At 54.5% G+C, this 23,203-nt stretch carries 22 protein-coding genes; 16 read left to right on the top strand and 6 right to left on the bottom strand.

The annotated features are described in order from the left end of the window. Positions 1–102: 102 nt before the first annotated feature. The 5 genes from ribE to AYI87_RS14550 all read left to right on the top strand — a co-directional run bounded on the left by ribE (position 103) and on the right by AYI87_RS14550 (position 3,242). Positions 103–579: a 6,7-dimethyl-8-ribityllumazine synthase gene (ribE, locus tag AYI87_RS14530; RefSeq protein ID WP_011864992.1), complete on the top strand. Its 477-nt coding sequence runs from the start codon at positions 103–105 to the stop codon at positions 577–579. Positions 580–593: 14 nt separating this feature from the next. Beyond that, positions 594–998: a transcription antitermination factor NusB gene (gene nusB / locus AYI87_RS14535; RefSeq protein WP_011864993.1), complete on the top strand. Its 405-nt coding sequence runs from the start codon at positions 594–596 to the stop codon at positions 996–998. Positions 999–1,129: 131 nt separating this feature from the next. Beyond that, complete coding sequence (thiL, locus tag AYI87_RS14540) at positions 1,130–2,086, top strand: thiamine-phosphate kinase (protein ID WP_222116779.1); 957 nt, start codon at positions 1,130–1,132, stop codon at positions 2,084–2,086. Between the two features lie 2 nt (positions 2,087–2,088). Beyond that, positions 2,089–2,583, top strand: coding sequence for a phosphatidylglycerophosphatase A (locus tag AYI87_RS14545; RefSeq protein WP_144203308.1), 495 nt, complete (start codon positions 2,089–2,091; stop codon positions 2,581–2,583). 221 nt (positions 2,584–2,804) lie between these two features. Then, positions 2,805–3,242, top strand: coding sequence for a GFA family protein (locus AYI87_RS14550; RefSeq protein ID WP_144203310.1), 438 nt, complete (start codon positions 2,805–2,807; stop codon positions 3,240–3,242). 91 nt (positions 3,243–3,333) lie between these two features. Here the strand turns inward: AYI87_RS14550 and AYI87_RS14555 are convergent, their stop codons facing one another. The 6 genes from AYI87_RS14555 to barA all read right to left on the bottom strand — a co-directional run bounded on the left by AYI87_RS14555 (position 3,334) and on the right by barA (position 11,210). Continuing rightward, the gene (locus AYI87_RS14555; protein WP_144203312.1) at positions 3,334–4,539 is read right to left on the bottom strand and encodes a hypothetical protein; all 1,206 of its coding nucleotides are present in this window, start codon (positions 4,537–4,539) and stop codon (positions 3,334–3,336) included. A 203-nt stretch (positions 4,540–4,742) separates the two neighbouring features. Continuing rightward, entirely contained in the window at positions 4,743–6,404 is a 1,662-nt protein-coding gene (gene recN / locus AYI87_RS14560; protein ID WP_144203314.1) for a DNA repair protein RecN, read from the bottom strand. Between the two features lie 150 nt (positions 6,405–6,554). Then, positions 6,555–7,523: an AEC family transporter gene (locus AYI87_RS14565; protein ID WP_144203316.1), complete on the bottom strand. Its 969-nt coding sequence runs from the start codon at positions 7,521–7,523 to the stop codon at positions 6,555–6,557. 96 nt (positions 7,524–7,619) lie between these two features. After that, positions 7,620–7,814: a hypothetical protein gene (locus AYI87_RS14570; protein ID WP_144203318.1), complete on the bottom strand. Its 195-nt coding sequence runs from the start codon at positions 7,812–7,814 to the stop codon at positions 7,620–7,622. Further along, complete coding sequence (locus AYI87_RS14575) at positions 7,814–8,416, bottom strand: YjaG family protein (RefSeq protein WP_144203320.1); 603 nt, start codon at positions 8,414–8,416, stop codon at positions 7,814–7,816. The genes AYI87_RS14570 and AYI87_RS14575 overlap by 1 nt, the downstream gene beginning before the upstream one ends. Next, positions 8,409–11,210, bottom strand: a complete 2,802-nt coding sequence (gene barA / locus AYI87_RS14580) for a two-component sensor histidine kinase BarA (protein ID WP_144203322.1) — start codon at positions 11,208–11,210, stop codon at positions 8,409–8,411. The genes AYI87_RS14575 and barA overlap by 8 nt, the downstream gene beginning before the upstream one ends. A gap of 97 nt (positions 11,211–11,307) precedes the next feature. Here barA and rlmD point away from each other — a divergent pair, with 97 nt between their 5' ends. The 11 genes from rlmD (at position 11,308) to AYI87_RS14635 (ending at position 23,199) form a co-directional block, all read left to right on the top strand. After that, entirely contained in the window at positions 11,308–12,642 is a 1,335-nt protein-coding gene (gene rlmD / locus AYI87_RS14585; RefSeq protein ID WP_144203324.1) for a 23S rRNA (uracil(1939)-C(5))-methyltransferase RlmD, read from the top strand. Positions 12,643–12,806: 164 nt separating this feature from the next. Then, a complete protein-coding gene (gene relA, locus AYI87_RS14590; protein ID WP_144203326.1) occupies positions 12,807–15,011 on the top strand; it encodes a GTP diphosphokinase in 2,205 nt (734 codons plus the stop codon). Between the two features lie 102 nt (positions 15,012–15,113). Beyond that, entirely contained in the window at positions 15,114–15,911 is a 798-nt protein-coding gene (gene mazG / locus AYI87_RS14595) for a nucleoside triphosphate pyrophosphohydrolase (protein WP_144203328.1), read from the top strand. 110 nt (positions 15,912–16,021) lie between these two features. Continuing rightward, positions 16,022–17,659 carry a CTP synthase gene (locus tag AYI87_RS14600; protein ID WP_011865006.1) on the top strand — a complete coding sequence of 546 codons (1,638 nt, stop codon included), beginning with the start codon at positions 16,022–16,024 and terminating at the stop codon, positions 17,657–17,659. Positions 17,660–17,790: 131 nt separating this feature from the next. Continuing rightward, entirely contained in the window at positions 17,791–19,086 is a 1,296-nt protein-coding gene (gene eno, locus AYI87_RS14605; RefSeq protein WP_011865007.1) for a phosphopyruvate hydratase, read from the top strand. Between the two features lie 99 nt (positions 19,087–19,185). Continuing rightward, positions 19,186–19,488, top strand: a complete 303-nt coding sequence (gene ftsB / locus AYI87_RS14610) for a cell division protein FtsB (protein ID WP_144203330.1) — start codon at positions 19,186–19,188, stop codon at positions 19,486–19,488. 42 nt (positions 19,489–19,530) lie between these two features. Next, a complete protein-coding gene (gene ispD, locus AYI87_RS14615) occupies positions 19,531–20,259 on the top strand; it encodes a 2-C-methyl-D-erythritol 4-phosphate cytidylyltransferase (RefSeq protein WP_144203332.1) in 729 nt (242 codons plus the stop codon). Positions 20,260–20,262: 3 nt separating this feature from the next. Next, complete coding sequence (gene ispF / locus AYI87_RS14620; RefSeq protein WP_144203334.1) at positions 20,263–20,748, top strand: 2-C-methyl-D-erythritol 2,4-cyclodiphosphate synthase; 486 nt, start codon at positions 20,263–20,265, stop codon at positions 20,746–20,748. A gap of 9 nt (positions 20,749–20,757) precedes the next feature. Then, the gene (gene truD / locus AYI87_RS14625; RefSeq protein ID WP_144203336.1) at positions 20,758–21,825 is read left to right on the top strand and encodes a tRNA pseudouridine(13) synthase TruD; all 1,068 of its coding nucleotides are present in this window, start codon (positions 20,758–20,760) and stop codon (positions 21,823–21,825) included. Next, positions 21,818–22,567, top strand: a complete 750-nt coding sequence (gene surE / locus AYI87_RS14630) for a 5'/3'-nucleotidase SurE (protein WP_144203337.1) — start codon at positions 21,818–21,820, stop codon at positions 22,565–22,567. Before truD ends, surE begins: the two co-directional genes overlap by 8 nt. Next, entirely contained in the window at positions 22,564–23,199 is a 636-nt protein-coding gene (locus tag AYI87_RS14635) for a protein-L-isoaspartate(D-aspartate) O-methyltransferase (protein WP_144203497.1), read from the top strand. The genes surE and AYI87_RS14635 overlap by 4 nt, the downstream gene beginning before the upstream one ends. The last annotated feature ends 4 nt before the right edge of the window (positions 23,200–23,203 follow it).

Raw genomic sequence — 23,203 nt, forward strand, 5'->3', positions numbered from 1 at the left:
CGAATTGAGTTAAATTGCATGGGGATCAACGCGGTGGGCTGTGGTATCATACCGCCTCTTTTTTCCCGTGCCGGGTTTGTTAAGCTAATTTAGGTAAGATAAATGAACGTAGTTCAAGGTAATATCGAGTCGAAAAACGCCAAAGTGGCCATAGTGGTTTCACGTTTTAACAGCTTCGTGGTTGAAAGCCTGCTAGAAGGCGCGGTGGATACATTGAAGCGCTTCGGTCAGGTCGCCGACGACAACATTACCGTTGTCCGCGTACCGGGTGCCGTAGAGCTGCCACTGGCAGCCCGTCGTGTGGCGGCAAGTGGTAAATTTGACGGCATCATAGCGCTGGGCGCCGTGATCCGTGGTGGTACGCCACACTTTGATTTTGTTGCAGGCGAGTGTAACAAGGGGCTGGCTCAAATAGCGCTTGAGTTCGACCTTCCTGTGTCATTCGGTGTATTGACCACAGATACCATTGAACAAGCTATCGAGCGTTCTGGTACTAAGGCGGGTAACAAGGGCGGCGAAGCGGCACTTGGTCTGCTAGAGATGGTCAATGTTCTGCAAGAACTAGAACAGCAGTTGTAAGATTAGGAACCAAGATGAAACCTTCAGAGCGCCGTAAAGCCCGTCGTCTAGCGGTACAAGCTATCTATTCATGGCAGTTAAGCGGCAATAATGTTGCCGACGTGGAGCATGAATTTCTCACCGAGCAGAAGATCGATGGCGTCGACGTTAGCTATTTCCGTGAATTGCTATCAGGCACCACGACCAAGTCGGCTCAGTTGGATGAGTTGATTATGCCTCACCTCGAGCGCCCGTTCGATGAGGTTTCGCCTATCGAAAAGGCGGTGCTACGCATCGCGACCTACGAGCTGACCTTCCGTAAGGATGTGCCTTACAAGGTAGCCATCAACGAGGCTATCGAGCTGGCCAAGGCCTTCGGCGCCGAAGATGGTCACAAGTTCGTCAACGGCATTCTCGACAAGATAGTCGCTAAAAAGTGATACAATTAACGGCGTCCCAGGATGCCGTTTTTTATATTCAGGTTTAACCTCGACGTCGCCTTCGTTCGCTCGATGTAGTCTTCGCTTAAAAGTGTGCTAGCTGATTAACCCTTACTATGGTTCTTAAGACTGTGAAAGAGTTTAAATTAATCGATCATTTCTTTGCTAACCTTGGCCAGACCCGCCGCGATGTGCACCTGGGGATCGGCGACGACTGCGCCCTGGTCCAGCCCGCCGAGAACAAGGTGATTGCCATCTCCTGCGACACCCTGGTTGAAAATGTACACTTCTACGCCGACATGCCGGCTAAGGCCCTGGGTTACAAGGCGCTGGCGGTTAACCTGTCGGATCTCGCCGCCATGGGCGCCGAGCCCGCCTGGATGACGCTTGCCCTTACCCTACCTGAGGTAGATGAGGCCTGGCTGGAGGAATTTAGTCAGGGACTGAATGAGGCGGCGCAGTACTACGGCGTTGCCCTGGTGGGCGGTGATACTACCCGCGGCCCCAAGTCGATCACTATTACCATCAATGGCCAGGTGCCAGAGGGCAAGGCCCATACGAGGGGGGGCGCCAAGAATGGCGACTGGATTTATGTGACCGGCTCCCTCGGCGATTCGGCCGTGGGCTTGGCGATTCTGGGCGATAAGCTCAATATCGACGGGGAGGCGAGGGAGTATTTTATTCAGCGCCACTATTTCCCAACTCCAAGAGTGCTTGCGGGTCAGTCGCTTAGAGGATTGGCCTCGAGCGCCATCGATCTTTCCGATGGTTTTGTCTCGGATATCGGTCATATCCTCAAGCGCTCGGCTGTCGGCGCCGTGGTGGATGTGGATCGTCTGCCCTTGTCGGCTCAGATGCGTGAATCTTTGGCTGAGACCGAGGCCCTGGGTTATGCCCTAACTGGTGGTGAGGATTACGAGCTGCTGTTTACCGTCCCCGAGGCTCAGCGCGGCGCACTGGAGACGGCCCTGGCCCATGCCGGCGTGAGTTTTACACAGGTTGGCCAGATCGGCACTGGCGATAAGCTGCGTCTCATCAAGGATGGCGAGCCCTACACACCGACTCAATTTGGTTTCGAGCACTTTTAAACATGCAGTTATGGTCCACCGATCCGGTTCTTAAAAAGCTTTCTCTAGCAAACCCTGTTCATTTCCTGGCCCTGGGCTTTGGCTCAGGCCTCGCCGCTAAGGCGCCTGGCACCTTCGGCACCCTGGCGGCAATTCCGCTTTATCTACTCATGGCCGGGCTGCCCCTGGGCTGGTATCTGGGACTGACGCTCCTTAGCGTGCTTGTGGGTTTCTATATCTGCGACAAGGCCTCTAAGGATATGGGGGTGCACGACCATGGCGCTATTGTTTGGGATGAGGTGGCGGGCCTGCTTATTACCCTGATCGCCGCCCCTGCGGGTTGGCTCTGGGTGGCGGTTGGCTTCGGGCTCTTTCGCTTCTTCGATATCCTCAAGCCCTGGCCCATCAAGGTACTGGATGCCAAGGTGCATGGTGGTATCGGCATCATGATAGATGACGTGCTCGCCGGCGTGTTTGCGTTTTTGTGCCTGCAGGGAATTGTCTATCTGGCGGGATAGTAATTGGCTTGTCCAACTGTCGTTAAGTTCAAATTGAGTTCAAGTTAAGTTCAAATTTAGTTCAAATTTAGATCAAATTAAGTCCCGAGTGTCGAAGGCCACAGCGTCAAGACAGTCGGGATTTTTGTTTTTAACACACCAGCAATGATTTGATTTGTTGCTGCGCTGGCTGCATGCTCAGTTTTAACTTTTAGTTGCTTTCAGGCAAGAGGAGACAGGTTATGGATGATGAGAGCCCTAATCAAAACAGGTCGGACGTTGAGTTCAGTGGCAGCTGTCTTTGTGGAGGCGTGGCCTTTAGCTTAGTGGGTCATTTCGATGCATTTTATTTGTGTCACTGTAACCGCTGTCAAAAAGGCACAGGCTCGCTGCATGGGGCCAATCTGTTTTCCAATCATTTGGCCCTTGACTGGCGGCGTGGCGAGGCGTTGCTGCAAACCTTTAAGGTGCCGAACAGTCGTCATAGGCGCTGCTTCTGTAAGGTGTGTGGCTCGCCTATGCCTTATCGGCTGGAGGCGTTAAATCTGGTCGTGGTGCCTGCAGGCTGTCTGGATGTCGAGGTGCCCATTGCGCCGACGGCAAAGCTGTTTATGGCAGAGCGGGCAAATTGGGGGAAGGAGCTCTCATTTGTGCCCGGTTTCGATCGTCTACCGGAATAGCATTTTAGCGCTGAAAATTTTTGGCATTTAGTATCCCCTGAAGCTGATCAGGGGATCCGCTGTGATGAAGGAAAAAGAAACTGTAGGCTCGTTATTCTGGTGAGCTCTCCCTAGGTTTCTCTTCACTAACCTCTGTCACCATCTCTGCTGAGATGGCAGGAGTCGTTAAGCGGGTAACAAGCTCGGCGCGCAGCAATTCCACCTTGTTAGCCGTTGCCTGGTAACTCTCGAATGAGGAGATGCCAGAGCAGAGGATAAATTTCCCCATGGGATTATAGGCATAGGCTTTTAGGGTTGATAGCGAGAGATCGTTAGGGCACTGCTTGATGTTTGCCTCGCCGGTTAAGATATCTGCATAACGGTTAGCAGTATCCTGTTGCTTTAACAGGGGCATGAGCAGGGTTTCGGTAATCTTAGTGGTAAAATCGGCCTTTTCACCCGCCTCAAAAGATTGTGTCATCTTAGTCAGGAAGTGCCACTCACCACGTTTGGCTCGATCAAGTGCTAGCACCTCTCCTGGAATAGGGGCCAGCCAGAGGCTAGGTAAGCTAGTATCCTCACCCTCTGTTGGCATTTGACTGATGAGCAGTTCACCCAGTTTCATGTTTTGTTTGAGCGCCGAGATGGCGAGGAATTTATTGCCTAGCATGTTGATCTGCATCGCTGCCAGCTGCCAGAACTGCATATCCTTGTCTATGGCGGCGATGAGAGAGGCTGAATCCGTGCCATTGAAGTAGGCCTCGACAAGAAACAGCTGCTGTGCGGCGATCAAATGTTGCATAGGTAGCAGATCGCTATACATGTTGAAGCGGGTATCATCCTGCCATTTGCCGAAAGAGAGCAGGGCGCGATAGCGCTCAATTAGCCAGGCATAGTCATCGAGTGTGGCCTTAAGGGTTTCTGGTTCGGCCAATAGGGGAGCACACTCATCGAGATAGTCTTCTTGTTTGAGGCAAGTGGGAATAGCCCATTCGGGGCGCTCGAATTTTTCATGTGCCGTCTGTGATGGCCTTTGCATAGCCTCCAGTTGTCTGAGCACTTGATAGCGTTCAAGCCCGATCGCCATGGGGTCATCATCTTTCGGCGCATCAAAGCCAAAGGCGTAAAGATAAGGGTTGTTTTCAAGATGCTGACTCAAGGCGGCCTCTTCGGCATTTACCTGCTCAAGAAAGGCGCTGGCCTGCGCTGATGGCGCGCTATCTTGCAGATTAATTAGCAGCAAGATGAGATAGCCGCCGACGGGAATGAGTAGCAGGGTAAATAAAATCCATTTCAGGGCACGAAAAAAGTGTCGCATTTCAGATCCTTGTGGCTTGTAACTTAGTGTCGACGGCAAAGGCCTCAGTTTATCAGAGTCTCTTAGCGGTGCAACAGCGCTACATTAGCGGCGCAATAGGCACGCCTCAGAGGTGCTTATGAAATGAAAAGCGCGGCTTGAATCTTGCCGCGCTTGCGTTCGCTAACCTGCCTAATGATCGCCAATTTTTTAATCTATCTGGCTTAGCCCTGCAGTAACTCCTTGGCGTTGGCCAGAGTGTTGTTGGTGATGACGTCACCACCAAGCAGGCGCGCCAGCTCTTCGATACGCTGTCCCTTGTCCAGCGGCACCATAGAGGTCTCGGTTTGTCCCGCCTTGCTCTGCTTGTTAACGAACATATGCTGATGACCATTGCCGGCGACCTGAGGCAGGTGGGTGACACAGAGTACCTGGGTGGACTCGCCCAGGGCGCGCAGCATCTTGCCCACCACGGCGGCGGTCGGGCCTGAGATCCCCACGTCGACCTCGTCGAAGATGAGGGTCGGGGTGGCGACCTTCTTGGCGGTGATCACCTGGATGCCCAGACCGATACGCGACAGCTCGCCGCCCGAAGCTACCTTGGCGATGGGTTGTAGCGGCTGACCTGGGTTGGTGGTCACCTGAAACTCCACAGTGTCGCAACCGTTGGGTGACATCATCTCGGGGTTGAACTGCACGTCGATGATAAACTTGCCCTTGGGCATGCTGAGCTCATGGATAGAGCGGGTAACCTGCTTGTCAAGCTCCTTGGCGTAACGCTGGCGGCTCTGGCTGAGCTTCTGGGCATGCGCGATGAAGCTCTCGCGGCAACTCTCGAGTTGCTGGGCGATCTCATCGAGCTTCTCCTCATCCGAGTCCAGCTCGCTCAGCTCCTGGCTTAGCGCCTGGTGATGCTGATAGAGATCTTTGGCGTTCACATGGTGCTTACGTGCTAGCATCATGATCTTCGACAGGCGCTGCTCCAGGGCGGCAAAATGATCCGGGTCCAGCTCTAACTTATCTAGGTAGCGTTGCAGCTCGCTGCTGCTCTCCTGTACCTGGATCAGGGCATCGTTAAGCATGTTGCCCACCCCTTTAAGCTCAGGATCGTAACTTTCGAGCTCCTGGGCCTGATCTAGACTCATGTTGAGCAGCGACTCTATGGCGCCCTCTTCGTTATCCTGCAGCAGGTAGAGGGTGCGCTGGCAGGCCTGGATCAGGGCAGTGCCATTGGCCAGTTTCTTATGCTCGGCCTCTATCTCGTCAAACTCTTCTTCGCCCAGGGCGAATTCGTCCAACTCTTCGACCTGATATTGCAGCAGCTGCTTGCGGGCGATGCGCTCATGTTGCGACTGCTGTAGCTGGCTCAGCTCCTTTTGGATCAGCTTGAAGCGCTGGTAGCTGGCACTGCAGGCCTCGAGCAACATCTTGTGGTTGGCATAGCTGTCGAGCAGAGTAAGTTGATGCTCACTCTTTAACATAGCGTGGTGGGCATGTTGGCCGTGAACGCCGATAAGCAGCTGGCCCAGGGCGCGCATCTGATTGAGGGGTACAGGGTTACCGTTGATGTAGGCGCGTGAGCGACCGTCGCTGCCTATGGTGCGGCGCAGGATACATTCGTCGTCTAGCTCAAGGTCATTGTCTTCTAACCAACGTTTGGCCAGCGGGATATCGTCGAGGGCGAAGCGGGCACTGACTTCGGCCTTGCTGGCGCCCGGTCTGACGGTATTGGCATCGGCGCGATTGCCCAGGCATAAGCCTAAGGCATCGATGGCAATCGACTTCCCCGCGCCGGTTTCGCCTGTGATACTGGTCATCCCAGACTTAAAGTCGAGTTCTAAAAAGCGGACAATGGCAAAGTTATTGATGCTGAGCTGACAAAGCATGATGACATCCTTTTACAAAGTACTGTATTCATGCACAGTATATACTGAATTTTTATACAGTAAATACCTGTGTGCTTTTTACCCATGAAAATAAGTTTTAGGCTCTGCAGTCCGACAAAACAAGCCTGTTCGTTAGAACAAGCCTATCCGTTATAAAAAGCTTGCGCTGCCCGAGTCCAGCCAATGGTGCAGTAGCGGAATGGTGGCAAAGCTGATCACTATCCCCAGACTGATGGTCTGGGCGCTACTGGTGGCGCCGACGTTGAATCTGTGGGCCAGCAGGTAGACGCTGGCGGCGGTGGGCAGGGCGGCCAGAATCACCCCCATCTGCAGCAGTTGTCCGCTAACCCCTAAGGCGCCCAGCAGCAGATAGGCCAGCAGCGGCTGTAGTAGCAGCTTACTCAGGTTGAGCATGGCCAGCTCGGCAAGGCGTGACTGTATGCCGGCGGCGTTTCTGCCCCCCTGATTGGCCTTGCACAGCACCATGCCGATGGCGAACAGGGCGCAGGGGCTGGAGGTCATGCCGAACTGCCTGATGATCTCGGCGATGGGGCGATAAAGCTCTATATGGGCGGCGGATATCGCTACGCCAGCCAGGCTTCCCAGTATGATGGGGTTTTGAATGAGGGCGAAAAATACTGTCTTGAGTGCGCTATCTGTCTGTCCCTGAAACAGCGCCAGCTGGGCCAGCACTATGGCAAATACGGTTACCGATAAAAGGCTAGCCAAGGCGGCTGCGGCCAACGCCAGTTGATCGCCGGGAAACAGCATCATCATCAGCGGAATGCCGATGAAGGAGGTGTTACCAAAGGTGGTGTTGAGGGCGCGAATGGCCGCGAGGGGCTTATCCTTGGGCTGTAACCAGAGTGACAGCAGGCCGGTTAGCAGATAGATAAGTGTCATGGCCAGGCTGTAGCCGCCAATAAATCCCCAGTTGGCAATCTCTTCGATCGGGGTCTCGGCCAGCACTATCATCATGATCGCCGGAAAGGCGATGTAATAGACATACTGATTGAGGACGTTGTCGCTGCCCTCGGGCAGTAGCCGCGCCTTTTGCACGATAAAGCCGGTGACCATGATGCCAAACACGACAAAGAGTGGCGAGAGAGTGGTTAACATAGGGAGGCGACTTCCTTGGCTTGGATCCGAGCGGTGATAAACCGAATACGCCGTTAGGGTATCACTTTGCCCGCCGCGTCCCTATAACGCTAAAGTCTAATGCTTGGGGCTGGAGCGCCGATGGAATGGCTTAGGTGGCGGCAATATCCCCAGCTCCTGGTAGAAATGGATCTGGCGCCTGAGCTCAAACAGGGAGCCGATGCGTCGCTGCTCCCCTAGGGTGAGGCACCAGGTATTTGTTAACCCATCTGGGTTGGTGAGCACAAATCCCTGGTAAATAAGTTTGCGCATTAGGCGCCCGCCGATATCCCTATGTTAGATACGCCTGCCTGCACTAACTCCTTGCGCAGCGCCTTGACGAAGTCGGCGGTGATCTTAGGGTTCTCTTCGATAATCTCCAGCAAGGATGCCTGAAGTGCCTTCTCTTCCTGCATCACCTCGTGATTGAAGATATGATCATCCAGTGCTTCTTCATCCATCTCCTCCTCGAGTGTGGCCTCGATATAGTTAGCCACAGTAGCAGAAGAGAGCTTGCTGATGTTGGTGATGTCGTCTTCCACCTTGCTCTGAATGGCGCTAAGCAGTGAGGTGAGGGCGACGGCGGCGTCCATGGCCGGATAGACGCCGTAGACGTCGAAATCGCTCGGCTCGGGCGTGTTGAGATCCAGCCGCTCGAGGTAGAGATCGATATTTAGTTTCAGCTTCTGATCGTACATGGATTGCCATAGCAGGTTGAGCACGGTATCGAGCACCTGTGGGTCACCAAATTCGCAGACCTCGCTGAACAGCTGGTAGTTAGGGTACATGCGTTGGCAAAGGGCGATGGCGAACAGCTTCTTCTGTTCTGGTTCGAGGGCCTTGAGGCGCTTGAAAAACCCGGGTTTATTACTCATCGATCACATCCATAGATAACTGGGCTATTACTTGATTTGCGGCCGATTCTACCTTAGAAAGCTCGTCAAGTAACTCAAGTATTTCAGGCTCCACCAGATCGACGCTGGCATTTTGCTTGAGTGACTGTTCAATCTCTCGACAGAGTCGCTGAGTGGTCGGCACGCCGCAGTAGCAGCTGGCGCCGTGGAGCTTGTGCACATGGCTGACCATGGCCTGGCCGTCCTGACGCTCGAGGGCGCCTGAGATGTGCTCACGGGTCTCGGGCAGGGAGTCGACCAGCATCTGCAGCATCTCCAGCGCCAGACTGGTTTTCTGGTTGGCCTGGGTCAGACAGAGATCCCAATTGAGGGTGTGCTGGTCGAAATGGGTAAACTGCGGCCGGGTCTTCCAGCGACTGATGACGCTCTTCAGCGCCGCCTCATCGATTGGCTTAGGCAGGTAACCATCCATGCCGCTCTGATCGATGCGCTCGCGCTCCTCGGCGATGGCGTGGGCGGTCACGGCGACAATCGGCGTATTGCGATTAAGTGATTGCTCACGTATCTGCTTGGTGGCGCTAAAGCCGTCGGTGCCCGGCATCTGAATATCCATGAAGATGAGATCGAAGCTCTTGGCCTTGGCGATCTCTACCGCCTCTTGGCCGTTGTCTGTGACCATCACCTGAGTAACCAGCTCCTTGAGCAGGGTCTTAATCAGCTTGAGGTTGGCGGGGTTATCGTCTACCGCCAGCACGCTCATGGGTTCGCGCTCCTGGGTTTCTTTGACCGCTTCCTGGAAAGGCATGGCCTCATATTGGGCGCGGTGGGGATTGATCAGGGTGACGGCCAGGGCGCGCTCGCCCACCGGCGCCTGCATCACCTTATCCACGTTGGGCTGGATCAGGCTCATCTTGGCGGCGCTGTCTGTGCTGCTACACAGGTAAAGGGTGTAGTCGCTGATCTTGGCTATCTTATTGAGCACGTTTAACAGGTTAGGGCTGCTGGCCAAATCGTTGCAGCTGATGATGGCATAGTCGAAGTGGCGGCCCTCTTCGCCCGCCACCCTGGCCAGATCTTCCGGGGTCGTTATGCTGACACTCTGCATGCCCCAGTGGCTAAGCAGGCTTTCATGGACTTTGCGTGACAGGTCCCGCGGCTCGAACAAGAGTACCGTCTTGTCGATGAGGTTGTCGGTTTCCAGCGGCTGACTGATGGGGTAGGGACTCAGCTTCAACGGCAGGGTGAACCAGAAGGTCGAGCCCTTACCCGGCGCCGAGATACAGCCAATTTGACCGCCCATGCGGTTGATCAGACGCTTGGTGATGATAAGCCCCAGGCCTGTACCGCCGAAGCGACGCGAGATAGAGGAGTCTGCCTGGCCGAAGGCCTGGAACAGCTGGGCCTGGTGGGGCTTGTCTATGCCTATGCCAGTGTCGGTGATCTCGCAGCGCACGTTGACCTTCTCGGCCTCTTCGCTGGTCAGGCGCATCTTGAGGTGCACGCTGCCGCTGTCGGTAAACTTGATGGCGTTGCCCACCAGGTTTGTGATCACCTGGCTGACCCGCAGGGCATCGCCTGAGACGTTGTCGTTGATGCTAGGTTCGATATCTACCACCAGCTCGAGATCTTTCTCCTTGGCGCTGTTGGCCAGAAGAGAGATGGTGTCGTCGATCACCTCACGCAGGGCAAAGGGCATGTTTTCCAGCTCCATCTTGCCCGCCTCCAGCTTAGAGAAGTCGAGGATGTCGTTGATGATCCCTAAGAGGTTGGTGGCGCTCTTCTCGATAGTCTTGATGTAGTCCTGCTGACTGGCGTGTAGCGGCGTCTTCAATAGCTGTTTGGCGAAGCCGATCACCCCGTTGAGCGGCGTGCGCAGCTCGTGGGACATGTTGGCCAAGAACTCTGATTTGATGCGGCTGGCCTCCAGGGCGCGCTTCTTGGCGAGATCCAGCTCGACGTTCTGGATCTCGATCTGCTCCAGGGTCTCGCGCAGATCTGAGGTCGCCTGATCAATATTTTGCTGCATCTCCTCATGGTATTCCGATAAGGAGCCCGCCATGGCATTGATACCCCGCTTGAGCAGGTCAAGCTCACCGATAAGGTTGCCATCAACCCTAGTGTCAAGCTTGCCTTCGCGGATCTTGGCCACCACCCGCACCATCTCGGTAATGGGGTGGGTGACGTTTTTCACCAAGCGGAAGGTAAACAGTAGGTTCAGCTGCACCCCGATCAGCACAATAATGAAGGCGGCCACCGCGGCCCTGTGCTGCTCCAGCAGGGCGTTCTCCTTGTTGAGCAGCACGGCGATATAGCCGAGCTTGGCGGAGTTGACCTGCTGGGCCATGGAGTTGCTGTCGTAGGGGCTGACCACAAGTTCGCGCTGACTGGAGAAGATGGGGCTACGCATGATGATGCTGTCGCCAAACTGCTCCACCTCTGTGGTCTGCAGCGAGTCGATGGGCTCGTTGTAGCGCATAAACTCGTGGCTCTTATAGTGATGCGAGGTCACTATCACCCGGTTGTTAGTGTCGAAGATGGCAATAAACTGCACCAGGTTGGATTTATTGAGCTGCACCGAGGTGATCAGGCGTTTGGTGGTCTCGAAGTTTTTAGTTTCCAGGCCTATCTCGGCGGAGATGGCCAGCGGCTCAATGATATTGCCGCCTCGTTCGATTAAGCTTTCTTCCAGCTCATAGAAACGATTTATGGTAAAATAGCTGCCAAGTAAAATACCAACCAAAATAGTGGGCGCTAAGGCCAGCACGAGAACCCAGGCTCTCAGGCTGTATTTAGTCATATTGTCTGCACTATTCATTGAGTTGGTATTATTTATCTACGATGGATATAGGTTACATTAGACTGCCAGACTTTGTGCAGTCTTTACTAGTATTTTTATTGTTTTAGAGGCCTAAATGGCACAATTTTATAAAGCTAAACCCCGCAAGACACAACAAACCCAGGCCAAGCAAAGTTTCCATGTTAGCCAGCTGGATCATCTGGGGGCGGGGATAGCAGAACATCAGGGAAAAATCGTCTTTATTCCCGGCGCGCTGCCGGATGAAACCGTGACCGCGCAGATAGTCGAGCAGAAGAAGCGTCATGCCAAGGCCAAGCTGATTAAGGTCGAGAGCGCCAGCGCCGCGCGAATAGAACCAAGCTGCCCATACTATGGTCGCTGCGGCGGCTGTGACCTGCAGCATCTTGAGCTTTCTGCCCAGCGCGATGCCAAACAGGCTGCGCTTGAGAACCTGATCAACAAGATGGGCCGCACCCAGCCTCAGGCCATGAGCCAGCCGCTAAGCGGCGAAGGCTGGCATTATCGCCGCCGCGCCCGTCTGGCGACTCAGTACCTGCGTGATACAAAGCAGCTCAATCTGGGGTTTCGCGCCCTGGCCAGCAGCGAGGTGGTTAATATCGACGTCTGCCCTGTGCTGGCAAAATCATTGTCTGAGCTTATCGCGCCGCTGAATCAATGCCTCAATCGCCTCAGTGCCAAGCGCAGCCTGGGCCATGTGGAGCTGTTGTCTGTGGACTCTGGCCCATGCGTGGTGCTACGTATCACCAGCCCCCTGAACGATAAAGATAAGGCTCTGCTAGCTACATTTGGCGAGCAGCATAAGGTGAGGCTTGTCTTACTCGATGATGACGGCAAGCTTGAGACCCTCTGGGGGGATGAGGGCCTGCCCTTCTATACTCTGGAGGATGGCAGTCAGCTTGGCTTCTCGCCGGGCAACTTCATTCAGGTCAATGGCGAGATCAATCAACAGATGGTGACCCAGGCGATCGACTGGCTACAGATTCAGCCGGGCGAGCGGGTGCTGGATCTCTTCTGCGGGGTGGGCAACTTTACCCTGCCATTGGCCAAGGCGGGCGCCCAGGTAGTGGGCGTCGAGGGGGTCGAGGCCATGGTGGTGCAGGCAAGACGCAATGTGACCGTGAGCGGTGTCGAGGGGGCCGAGTTCTACCACGGTGACCTCAGCGCAGATCTCTCCGCTGCCCCTTGGCTTGGCCGCATCGACAAGTTACTGCTGGATCCTGCCAGAGCCGGCGCTTATGAGAGTCTACAATGGTTAAAGAAGATGAAGCCCAAGGCGATCGTCTATATCTCCTGTAATCCTGTGAGTCTGGCCAGAGATTGTGAGCCGCTGCTGGCACAGGGTTATCAGCTTAGTCGCCTGGGACTCATCGATATGTTCCCTCAGACCCATCACATCGAGGCCATGGCCTTGTTTGAGTTGGAGAAATAAGTCGATTAAGCGGCCAAATAGTCGACGCATATCAATTGACATTGGCGGGGGAATCCCCAAGATAGTGAGTTTGGTATTGGCGATGTCAGCCAGCGTGGTTTGGGTGACGTAACAGGTCGAGCAATATTTAGGGGCAAGCACTTAAGTTTAAGGACATGCAGTAGATGGTATCTGTTAGAGAAGCACATTTTAAAGACACAGATTTTCAATTGACCGAATGGGTTAATCGTTATCTGAGTGACGCCGATGACGCCAGCACCTTACTTGCGCTAATAAAGCAGGTAGAGGCCCTGGTGGCGAAACATGATGCTAACGATACCCTGCTGATCGGCCGCGCCCGCGAGCTGATTGAGATCCTCGCGCCGCTCAACATGGATATCGAGACCCTGCAGGCGGCGGTGATCTTCGTGGTGTTCGATGCCGGCCTCTTGACTGAGGAGCAGATGCTGGAGCTGTTTGGCGACAAGCTCACCACGCTAGTGAACAGTGTGGTGACCATGGACGCCATCGGCGCCCTCAAGGTCAACGAGCAGAGCCGCAACGCGGAGCCCCAGATAGACAACATACGTAAGATGCTGCTGGCCATGGTGGAAGATGTCCGCGCCGTGGTGATCAAATTGGCCGAGCGTATCTGCCTGCTGCGGGAAGTGAAAAATGCCGACGAAGAGACCCGTGTGCTGCTGGCGCGGGAGATTGCGGACATCTATGCGCCGTTGGCCAACCGCCTGGGCATAGGTCAGCTCAAGTGGGAGCTGGAAGATATCTCCTTCCGTTATCTGCATCCTGATACCTATAAAGAGATTGCCAAGCAGCTCGATGGTAAGCGGATGGACCGTGAGATCTACATAGAGAACTTCGTCAATCAGTTGCAGCAGCGTCTGGACGAGGAGCAGATCCGCGCCAAGGTCTATGGCAGGCCTAAACATATTTACAGCATCTGGAAGAAGATGCGTGGCAAAGATCTCACTTTCGATGAGCTGTTTGACGTGCGCGCCGTGCGTATCGTCACCGAGCGCCTGCAGGACTGTTACGGCGCCCTGGGTGTGGTGCATACCCTTTGGCACCATATTCCAAAAGAGTTCGACGACTATGTCGCCAACCCTAAACCCAATGGTTATCAGTCGATTCACACCATAGTGGTGGGCCCAGAGGGCAAGACGGTGGAGATCCAGATCCGCACCGAGCAGATGCATGAAGATGCCGAGCTGGGGGTGGCCGCCCACTGGAAGTATAAAGAGGGCACTACGGGTAAGCAGAGCGGCTACGAAGAGAAGATCAACTGGCTGCGTAAGATCCTGCAGTGGCAGGAAGATGTGGCCGAGAGTGGCAACCTGGTGGATGAGGTTCGCAGTCAGGTGTTTGAAGACAGAGCCTATGTCTTCACCCCGAACGGCGACGTGGTGGATCTGCCCATGGGCTCCACCGTGCTGGATTTCGCCTATTATATTCACTCACAGGTAGGCCATAAGTGTATCGGCGCCAAGGTGGACGGTCGCATCGTGCCCTTCACCTACCAGGTGGAGACCGGCGAGCGGGTCGAGATCATCACTTCCAAGCACCCTAACCCTAAGCGGGATTGGCTCAATCCTAACCTGGGATATATCAAGGCGTCGCGTACACGCTCTAAGATCCAGCACTGGTTCAAACAGCAAGACAGGGACAAGAATATCGTCGCCGGGCGCGAGATGCTCGAGGCCGAGCTGGCACGTTCTGGATTGACCCTGAAAGATGCCCACAGCGCCGTGGAGCGTTTCAATATGGTGGGGATGGATGACCTACTGGCCGGTATCGGCGGCGGAGACGTTCGCCTCAACCAGGTGGTCAACCACGTACAGAGCCGCATGCGGGTCAACGAGGTCTCCGAAGAGGAGGCGCTGGAAGATCTGCTGAAGAAAAACCAGGCGCGCTCAACCGGAAAAGGCAAGGGCCAAGTCGAGGTCAACGGTGTCGGTAACCTGCTCAGCCATATCGCCAAGTGTTGCCAGCCGGTACCTGGGGATGAGATCTTCGGCTTTATCACCAAAGGCAGGGGGATCTCTGTGCACAGGGCCGACTGTGAGCAGGTTAAAGAACTGATGCGGGTGCACCCAGAGCGCAGCGTCGATGTGGTCTGGGGTGAGAACTACTCAGGTGGCTATAAACTTAAGCTCAAGGTGCTGGCCAATGACCGTAGCGGTCTGCTGAGAGACCTCACCTCTGTGCTGGCGGCGGAGAAATCCAACGTGTTGGCCATGAGCTCATCGTCGGATGTGAAGACCCAGACGGCGGCTATCGAGCTGGAACTTGAGCTGTATAACCTGGAAGGTCTATCCAGAGTGATTGCCAAGCTGTCTCAGGTGAGCGGCGTCATCGAGGCGCGACGTCTTTAGTGGCTTGGTGAGCCCGAATATCTAAGCGCAGATAGAAATCACAAAGTTCACAGATGATAAGAGTAAGAGGCGGCCCAGGCCGCCTTTTTGATGAGGTAAGCGATGCAGAGTAAATCAGATATCCAAAGGCTGCTGACCATCATGGAGCGGCTCAGAGATCCGCAGACGGGTTGCCCCTGGGACAAGGCCCAGAGCTATCAGACCATAGTGCCCTTTACCCTGGAAGAGGCCTTCGAGGTAGCCGACACCATAGAGCGCGGCGCCCTGGATGAACTGCCCGGTGAGCTTGGAGACCTGCTGTTTCAGGTGATCTTCTATTGTCAGCTGGGCAAGGAGCAGGGCAGGTTCGACTTCGACCTGGTGGTGGACAAGATCTGTACTAAGCTCACTGAGCGTCATCCCCATGTGTTTGGCGAGATGACTCAGGCATCCAGCGAGTCGGTACGTGAAACTTGGGAGAGCATCAAGGCCAAGGAGCGCGCCGGGCGCTCGCTACATTCGGTGCTTGATGATATTCCGCGCTCACTGCCGGCCCTGACCCGCGCCGCCAAGGTGCAACGCCGAGTGGCGACCGTGGGCTTTGACTGGAATGACTTAGGGCCTGTGGTGGCCAAGATCCATGAGGAGATTGACGAGGTGATGGTGGAGGTTGCCGCCCAGGACAGAGACAAGATGGAAGATGAGCTGGGAGACCTGCTGTTTGCCGTGGTGAATCTGGCCAGACACCTCAAGCTGGACCCAGAGCAGGCGCTGCGCCGGGCGACCAATAAGTTCGAACATCGCTTTCGCGGCGTCGAGACCTTAGCGGCCCAGTCAGGTAAAGCGATGCAGGAGCATAGCCTCACTGAACTGGATGCCTATTGGGAGCAAGTCAAGCGAAATGATCCCCTAAAAGGCTAAAATAGTTGCCGTTACCTATTTGTCGAATCCAAAGGGCTTTGATATAATAACGCCCCGTCCTAGTGCTTTCTTACAAGCACATATTTCCAACTCATTTTCTCAGGTTCAGCATGACTACAAGGTATATCTTCGTTACTGGTGGCGTGGTTTCATCACTAGGTAAAGGCATTGCAGCAGCATCATTGGCGGCAATTTTAGAGGCTAGAGGCCTTAACGTAACCATTATGAAGTTGGATCCTTATATTAACTTGGATCCGGGTACCATGAGCCCAACCCAGCACGGTGAAGTATTTGTCACCGAAGATGGCGCTGAAACTGACCTCGACCTGGGTCACTACGAACGTTTCATCCGTACCAAGATGAACCGTCGTAACAACTTCACCACGGGTCGTATCTATGAGGAAGTGCTGCGCAAAGAGCGTCGTGGCGACTACCTAGGGGCCACCATTCAGGTGATCCCACACATCACCAATGCGATTAAAGAGAAAGTGCTTGAGGGCGGAGAAGGGCACGACGTGGCGATCGTTGAGATCGGCGGCACCGTAGGTGATATCGAGTCATTGCCTTTCCTTGAGTCTATTCGTCAGTTGGGCGTAGAACTTGGCCGTGATCGTACTCTGTTTATGCATTTGACCCTGGTGCCTTTCCTGGGCGCGGCGGGCGAAGTGAAGACCAAGCCGACACAACACTCGGTGAAAGAGCTGCGTTCGATCGGTATCGCGCCAGACGTACTGGTTTGCCGTGGTGACCGTGCGATTCCGTCTAACGAGAAGGCGAAGATCTCGCTATTCTGTAACGTTGAAGAGCGCGCGGTGATCTCCCTGAAAGATGTCGATAGCATCTACAAGATCCCTGCACTGCTGAAGGCGCAAGGTCTGGACGATCTGGTCACCAAGCGTTTCGGCCTTGAGTGCAGAGAAGCCGATCTGTCTGAGTGGGAAAATGTTATCTATCAAGAAGCCAACCCAACCGGTGAAGTCACTATCGGTATGGTGGGCAAGTACACCGAACTGCCAGATGCATACAAGTCGGTGAACGAAGCGCTGAAACATGCCGGCCTATTCAACCGCGTGTCGGTCAACATCAAGTATATCGATTCACAAAACATCGAAGCCAAGGGCACTGAAGTGCTGGAAGGCCTTGACGGTATCTTGGTTCCGGGCGGTTTCGGTGAGCGCGGCGTCGAAGGTAAGATCATGGCGGCCCAGTACGCCCGTGAGAACAACCTACCTTACTTCGGTATCTGTCTGGGTATGCAGGTTGCGCTGATCGAGTTTGCGCGCCACGTGGCTGGTTTAGAAAATGCGCATTCAACCGAGTTCAACAAAGACACGCCGCATCCAGTTGTGGGCTTGATCACAGAATGGATTGACGAAAAAGGTAATATCGAGCAACGTCATGAAGAATCAGATCTCGGTGGCACCATGCGTCTAGGCGCGCAGCTGTGTCATCTGATCGAAGGTACTAAGGCGGCGGAAGCCTACAAGGGACTGACCTGTGTAGAGCGTCACCGTCATCGTTACGAAGTGAACAACACATACAGAGAACGTTTAGAGAAAGCCGGCTTGGTATTCAGCGGTCTGTCGACAGATCGTCAGCTGGTTGAAATGATTGAACTCCCTAACCACCCATGGTTCGTGGCGGGTCAGTTCCACCCTGAATTTACATCAACGCCTCGCGATGGTCAGCCATTGTTCCAAGGTTTCGTTGCTGCAGCCGTTGCGTACCAAAAACGCGATTTAGGCTAATCTTTATACAAGGGCCGCTTCCGACTCTCGGAGGCGGCTTTTTTGTTTCAGATGATGTAAATTTAGCGATAAGAATTTTAGTTTTGCATTAACTTTTAAACTTAAATCTTAAACTTAAAGTCGAGGAAATTATGGCTAAAATTATCAATGTCATTGGTCGCGAGATCATGGATTCACGCGGTAACCCAACGGTTGAAGCGGAAGTGCATCTAGATGGCGGTTTCGTAGGCATGGCAGCTGCTCCATCTGGTGCATCTACCGGTAGCCGCGAAGCACTAGAGCTGCGTGATGGTGACAAGAGCCGTTACATGGGTAAAGGCGTTTTGACCGCTGTGGCTAACATCAATGGTCAGATCCGTGATGCCCTAATGGGTAAAGATGCGACGGCGCAAGCCGAGCTGGATCAGATCATGATCGACCTGGATGGCACTGAAAACAAAGACAAGCTGGGCGCTAACGCTATCTTAGCCGTGTCTCTGGCTGCTGCTAAAGCCGCTGCTGCCTTCAAAGGCATGCCGCTGTACGCGCACATCGCCGAGCTAAACGGTACTCCTGGCCAGTACTCTATGCCTGTGCCTATGATGAACATCCTTAACGGTGGTGAGCACGCCGACAACAACGTTGATATCCAAGAGTTCATGGTTCAGCCTGTTGGTGCTAAGAGCTTCCGTGAAGCGCTACGCATGGGCGCCGAGATCTTCCACAACCTGAAGAAGGTTCTGCAAGAGAAGGGTCTTAACACTGCAGTGGGTGATGAAGGTGGTTTCGCGCCTAACTTAGCGTCTAACGCCGATGCACTGGCGGTTATCAAAGTTGCGGTAGAAAAAGCCGGTTACAAGCTGGGTGAAGACGTGACACTGGCCCTTGACTGTGCAGCCTCTGAATTCTACAAAGACGGTCAATATGACCTGTCTGGCGAAGGCAAGGTATTTGACTCAAACGGTTTCTCTGACTTCCTGAAGTCTCTGACCGAAGAGTACCCAATCGTGTCTATCGAAGATGGTCTCGACGAATCAGATTGGGATGGCTGGGCTTACCAGACTCAAATCCTGGGCGACAAGATCCAACTAGTGGGTGACGATCTGTTCGTAACCAACACTAAGATCCTGAGCCGTGGTATCGAGAACAAGATCGCGAACTCTATCCTGATCAAGTTCAACCAAATTGGTTCTCTGACCGAGACCCTGGCGGCAATCCGCATGGCGAAAGACGCTGGTTACACTGTGGTTATCTCTCACCGTAGCGGCGAGACCGAAGATGCGACCATCGCTGATCTGGCAGTAGCGACTGCGGCTGGCCAAATCAAGACGGGTTCTCTGTGCCGTAGTGACCGTGTTGCTAAGTACAACCAACTGCTACGTATCGAAGAGCAGTTAGGTGAAAAAGCACCTTACAAGGGTCGTAGCGAGATCAAAGGCCAAGCATAACCGAGTTTTTACGGTTAATTTGGTAAAAGGCCACCACTAGGTGGCCTTTTTTGTTGTAATATCAGTTCAGCCTTTTAACAGAGATAAAGCCCATTAAGGATGAAGCGACTTCTTATCGCCATGTTTGTGCTGCTTGGTCTGCTCCAGTATCGACTCTGGTGGGGACAAAATAGCCTTCCCGAATCTTTTCAGCTGCAGGAACAGATCAAGTTGCAGCGCGAGAGTAACGCCAAACTCATCGAACGAAATCAGGTACTCAAAGAAGAGATTCTCGACCTTAGACGCGGTACCGAGGCGCTGGAAGAACGCGCCCGTAACGAGCTGGGGATGGTGAAACAGGGAGAGACCTTCTTTCGTGTAGTGGGTGAGCCTCAGCGTAAAGCCGAGATTGGCGAGCAGTAGGCTCAGCCGGTTTCGCCTAAAAAGTGACACGAGTTAACATCTATGATTAGTCGCATACAAGAGCTGGTTGCTATTGTGCCCGCCGCCGGGATCGGCGCGCGAATGGGCGCCGAGATCCCCAAGCAATATCTGATGTTAAATCATCAAGCTATCCTGGCGCACACCCTAGATCGCCTGCTGGAACATCCACGCATCGACAAGGTGATCCTTGCCCTAAGCCCAGAAGATACCCATTTCGCCAAGCTGAGTCAGGCGAACCACCCTAAATTGACGACTGTTATTGGCGGCAAAGAGCGCGCCGATTCTGTGCTAAGCGCCCTCAAGGTTGCATCTCAATCTGCCTGGGCGCTTGTGCATGACGCGGCCCGTCCCTGCTTAAGTGCGGCCGATATCGATAAGCTGATCGCCGCCTGTGAGACAGAAGAAGGCCATGAGCAGGGCGCCATCCTCGCCATGCCGGTACGCGACACCATGAAGCGTTCAGGTAAAGGCGGCGCGATACAAGAGACGGTATGCCGGGAGAATCTCTGGCATGCGCTCACTCCCCAGCTGTTTCCCGTGACCAGCCTTAAGCAGAATCTGTTTGATGCCCTGGCGGCGCAGGTCGCCATTACCGATGAGGCCTCGGCGATGGAGTGGGCCGGTGGCCAGCCGCTGTTGGTAAGCGGGCGTTTCGATAACATCAAGGTGACCCATCCAGAGGATCTGCAACTGGCGGCGCTCTATCTACAGGCGGCCGCCAGTGACCCCAATTCCAGTACAGGTGAATGACAGATGAATATACGTATCGGCCATGGTTTCGATGTGCATAAATTTGGCGGCGAGTTGCCGCTGATCTTAGGCGGCGTTGAAGTCCCCTATGACACTGGCTTGGTGGCCCATTCGGACGGTGATGTGGTGCTGCATGCCATCTCAGATGCGATTCTCGGCGCCATGGCGCTTGGAGATATAGGTAAACATTTCCCCGATACCGACCCAGACTTTAAGGGGGCCGACAGCCGCGTGCTGCTACGTCATTGCTACCAGCTGGCGCTGGATAAGGGCTATAGGCTGGGTAACCTGGATGTCACCATAATTGCCCAGGCCCCTAAGATGCTGCCACACATTCAGGCGATACGCGAGTGTCTGAGCAAGGATCTTGAAAGCGACATAGAGGCGATCAACGTCAAGGCCACCACCACAGAGAAGCTTGGCTTTACCGGACGCAAAGAGGGGATAGCGGTGGAAGCCGTGGTGCTGATGTGCACCGCCCCGAGATAAGAGAGAGTTATGACCCCACTACATTATTTGCATGGCCAGCCTGAGGCGAGCGCCGACTTAAGAACCTTCAACAGCGATTTTATCGTGCAGGAGATCTTGCCATTTCTTCCTACGGGCGAGGGCGAGCATCACATGCTGCACATCCGCAAGGAGGGGTTAAATACCGCCGATGTGGCGCGCATGCTCTCAAGCTTTGCCGGCGTGCACCCAAAAGAGGTGACCTTTGCCGGCCAGAAAGACAGACACGCGATTACAGAGCAGTGGTTTGGGGTGCGTATTCCCGGCAAGAGCATGCCAGACTGGGAGTCGCTCAATAGCGAGCAGCTCACGGTGCTATCAAGCGCCCGTCATGGTAAGAAGCTGCGCACCGGCGCCCTGGCCGGTAACCGCTTTATCCTGACTTTAAGGGCCGTGTCTGATATGGACGCTCTGGTGCGGCGCATCGAGCTGATTAAAGCCACAGGCGTGCCTAACTATTTTGGCGAGCAGCGTTTCGGCCATGACGGAAAGAACCTGATTTTCGGTCGTCAGATGCTCTCGGGCAAAAAGAAGGTGAAAGACAGAAATAAGCGTAGCATCTACCTCTCGGCGGTGCGCTCTCATCTCTTTAATCAGGTAGTGAGTGAGCGACTTCGTCTACACCAGCTCAATACACTCGATGGTGACTGTGTGATGTTGGCCGGCAGCAAGAGCTACTTCGTGGCCAATCCCTGGGATGAAGCGCTTTATGCTCGTCTGGCGGAAAACGATATTCAACTCTCGGCGCCCATGTGGGGTCGGGGCCAGGCATTGAGTGAGGCCGAGGCGTTAGCCTTCGAGCAGGGCGTTTGCGGTCAGTATCCTGAAGATCTTGCTGGCCTCGAGCAGGCGGGGCTCAATCAAGAGCGCCGTCCGCTGCTTCTCGTGCCGCAGCAGCTGAGCTATGAGATCCAGGAAGACACCTTAGTGATTAAGTTCGCCCTGCCTGCCGGTAGCTTTGCCACCTCTGTGCTGCGGGAACTGGTGAATTATCAAGATGTCAAAGAGCGGGAATATCAGGCCAGAAAGGCCGCAGCGAGCGAGCAAGCCCATGATTAAGATATTGGTAAGCAATGACGATGGCATCACGGCGCCGGGGATCGCGGCGCTGTCCAATGCCCTGGCGAAGCACTATGAGGTGATGACGGTCGGTCCTGATCGCAACTGTTCGGGTGCCAGTAACTCGTTAACCTTGACTAACCCTTTGCGAATTAATAAGTTAGATAATGGTTATATTTCCGTCAGTGGCACGCCGACCGATTGCGTGCATCTGGCGATTCGCGAGTTTTATGCCCATGAACCGGATATCGTGGTTTCTGGCATCAACGCCGGTGCGAACATGGGGGATGATACCCTTTATTCCGGCACGGTTGCGGCGGCGATGGAGGGGCGTTTTCTGGGCTTGCCGGCGATTGCCATCTCTCTGGTGGGCCGAGAGCTAAAGCACTATGACACGGCGGCTTACTATGCCTGTAAGATAGTGGCGGGTCTGATCGATAGCCCTATCGCGTCGGATCAGATCTTAAATGTGAATGTGCCGGATCTGCCGCTCGATGAGATCAAGGGCATTAGAGTGACCCGTCTGGGCGCCAGACACAAAGCCGAAGGCATGGTGCGTATGCAAGACCCGGCCGGACGGGAGATATTCTGGCTCGGCCCGCCGGGTGAAGAGCAAGACGCCAGCGAAGGCACAGATTTTCATGCCGTGGCCAACGGCTATGTGTCGGTGACCCCCTTAACGGTGGATCTGACCGCGTTTGAACAAGTATCAAAGATAAAGCAATGGATAGAGCAATTATGAATGGGGTAGCCACTACGGCGGCATTGAATCTGGCACGTCACCTTCAGGGGGCGGGAATCGCTAATGCCGATGTCTTAGCAGTGGTGGCGAAAACGCCAAGAGAACTATTTCTCGATGCGGCCCTGGGCCATAAGGCCTATGAAAATACTGCTCTGCCCATAGGACAGGGGCAAACCATCTCTCAGCCTTATATCGTGGCGCGCATGACAGAACTCCTGTTAGAGTCGCGTCCCAAAAGGGTGCTGGAGATAGGCACAGGCTCAGGCTATCAGGCGGCTATCTTGGCGCAGCTGGTGGATGAGCTATGCACGGTTGAGCGGATCAAGAGTCTGCAGATCCAGGCGCGACAGCGTCTCAAGCGGCTCGATCTGCATAATGTCTCCTTTAAGTATGGCGACGGCTGGAAAGGGTGGGCCAACAAGGGGCCCTTCGACGCCATCATGGTGACGGCGGCGGCCAGCAGTGTGCCACAGGCGCTACTGCAACAGCTGGCCGATGGTGGCGTGCTGGTGATCCCTGTCGGCGAGGAGACACAGCAACTGATGCGTGTGGTTCGTAAGGGCGGTCAATTTCATTCCCAGACCATAGAGATGGTGAAGTTTGTGCCTTTGGTCAATGGTGAACTTGCCTAGTGGT

It is taken from the genome of Shewanella sp. KCT (assembly GCF_007636505.1).
GTDB classification, from domain to species: domain Bacteria; phylum Pseudomonadota; class Gammaproteobacteria; order Enterobacterales; family Shewanellaceae; genus Shewanella; species Shewanella halotolerans.

Coding starts and splice junctions, on each gene's coding strand:
- ftsB (WP_144203330.1), top strand. CDS start 19,186: ATGAAGCGACTTCTTATCGCCATGTTTGTGCTGCTTGGTCTGCTCCAG.
- recN (WP_144203314.1), bottom strand. CDS start 6,404: ATGCTTTGTCAGCTCAGCATCAATAACTTTGCCATTGTCCGCTTTTTA.
- ribE (WP_011864992.1), top strand. CDS start 103: ATGAACGTAGTTCAAGGTAATATCGAGTCGAAAAACGCCAAAGTGGCC.
- rlmD (WP_144203324.1), top strand. CDS start 11,308: ATGGCACAATTTTATAAAGCTAAACCCCGCAAGACACAACAAACCCAG.
- AYI87_RS14635 (WP_144203497.1), top strand. CDS start 22,564: ATGAATGGGGTAGCCACTACGGCGGCATTGAATCTGGCACGTCACCTT.
- ispF (WP_144203334.1), top strand. CDS start 20,263: ATGAATATACGTATCGGCCATGGTTTCGATGTGCATAAATTTGGCGGC.
- barA (WP_144203322.1), bottom strand. CDS start 11,210: ATGAATAGTGCAGACAATATGACTAAATACAGCCTGAGAGCCTGGGTT.
- relA (WP_144203326.1), top strand. CDS start 12,807: ATGGTATCTGTTAGAGAAGCACATTTTAAAGACACAGATTTTCAATTG.
- mazG (WP_144203328.1), top strand. CDS start 15,114: ATGCAGAGTAAATCAGATATCCAAAGGCTGCTGACCATCATGGAGCGG.
- eno (WP_011865007.1), top strand. CDS start 17,791: ATGGCTAAAATTATCAATGTCATTGGTCGCGAGATCATGGATTCACGC.
- truD (WP_144203336.1), top strand. CDS start 20,758: ATGACCCCACTACATTATTTGCATGGCCAGCCTGAGGCGAGCGCCGAC.
- AYI87_RS14600 (WP_011865006.1), top strand. CDS start 16,022: ATGACTACAAGGTATATCTTCGTTACTGGTGGCGTGGTTTCATCACTA.
- nusB (WP_011864993.1), top strand. CDS start 594: ATGAAACCTTCAGAGCGCCGTAAAGCCCGTCGTCTAGCGGTACAAGCT.
- AYI87_RS14555 (WP_144203312.1), bottom strand. CDS start 4,539: ATGCGACACTTTTTTCGTGCCCTGAAATGGATTTTATTTACCCTGCTA.
- AYI87_RS14570 (WP_144203318.1), bottom strand. CDS start 7,814: ATGCGCAAACTTATTTACCAGGGATTTGTGCTCACCAACCCAGATGGG.
- AYI87_RS14550 (WP_144203310.1), top strand. CDS start 2,805: ATGGATGATGAGAGCCCTAATCAAAACAGGTCGGACGTTGAGTTCAGT.
- AYI87_RS14545 (WP_144203308.1), top strand. CDS start 2,089: ATGCAGTTATGGTCCACCGATCCGGTTCTTAAAAAGCTTTCTCTAGCA.
- AYI87_RS14575 (WP_144203320.1), bottom strand. CDS start 8,416: ATGAGTAATAAACCCGGGTTTTTCAAGCGCCTCAAGGCCCTCGAACCA.
- AYI87_RS14565 (WP_144203316.1), bottom strand. CDS start 7,523: ATGTTAACCACTCTCTCGCCACTCTTTGTCGTGTTTGGCATCATGGTC.
- ispD (WP_144203332.1), top strand. CDS start 19,531: ATGATTAGTCGCATACAAGAGCTGGTTGCTATTGTGCCCGCCGCCGGG.
- surE (WP_144203337.1), top strand. CDS start 21,818: ATGATTAAGATATTGGTAAGCAATGACGATGGCATCACGGCGCCGGGG.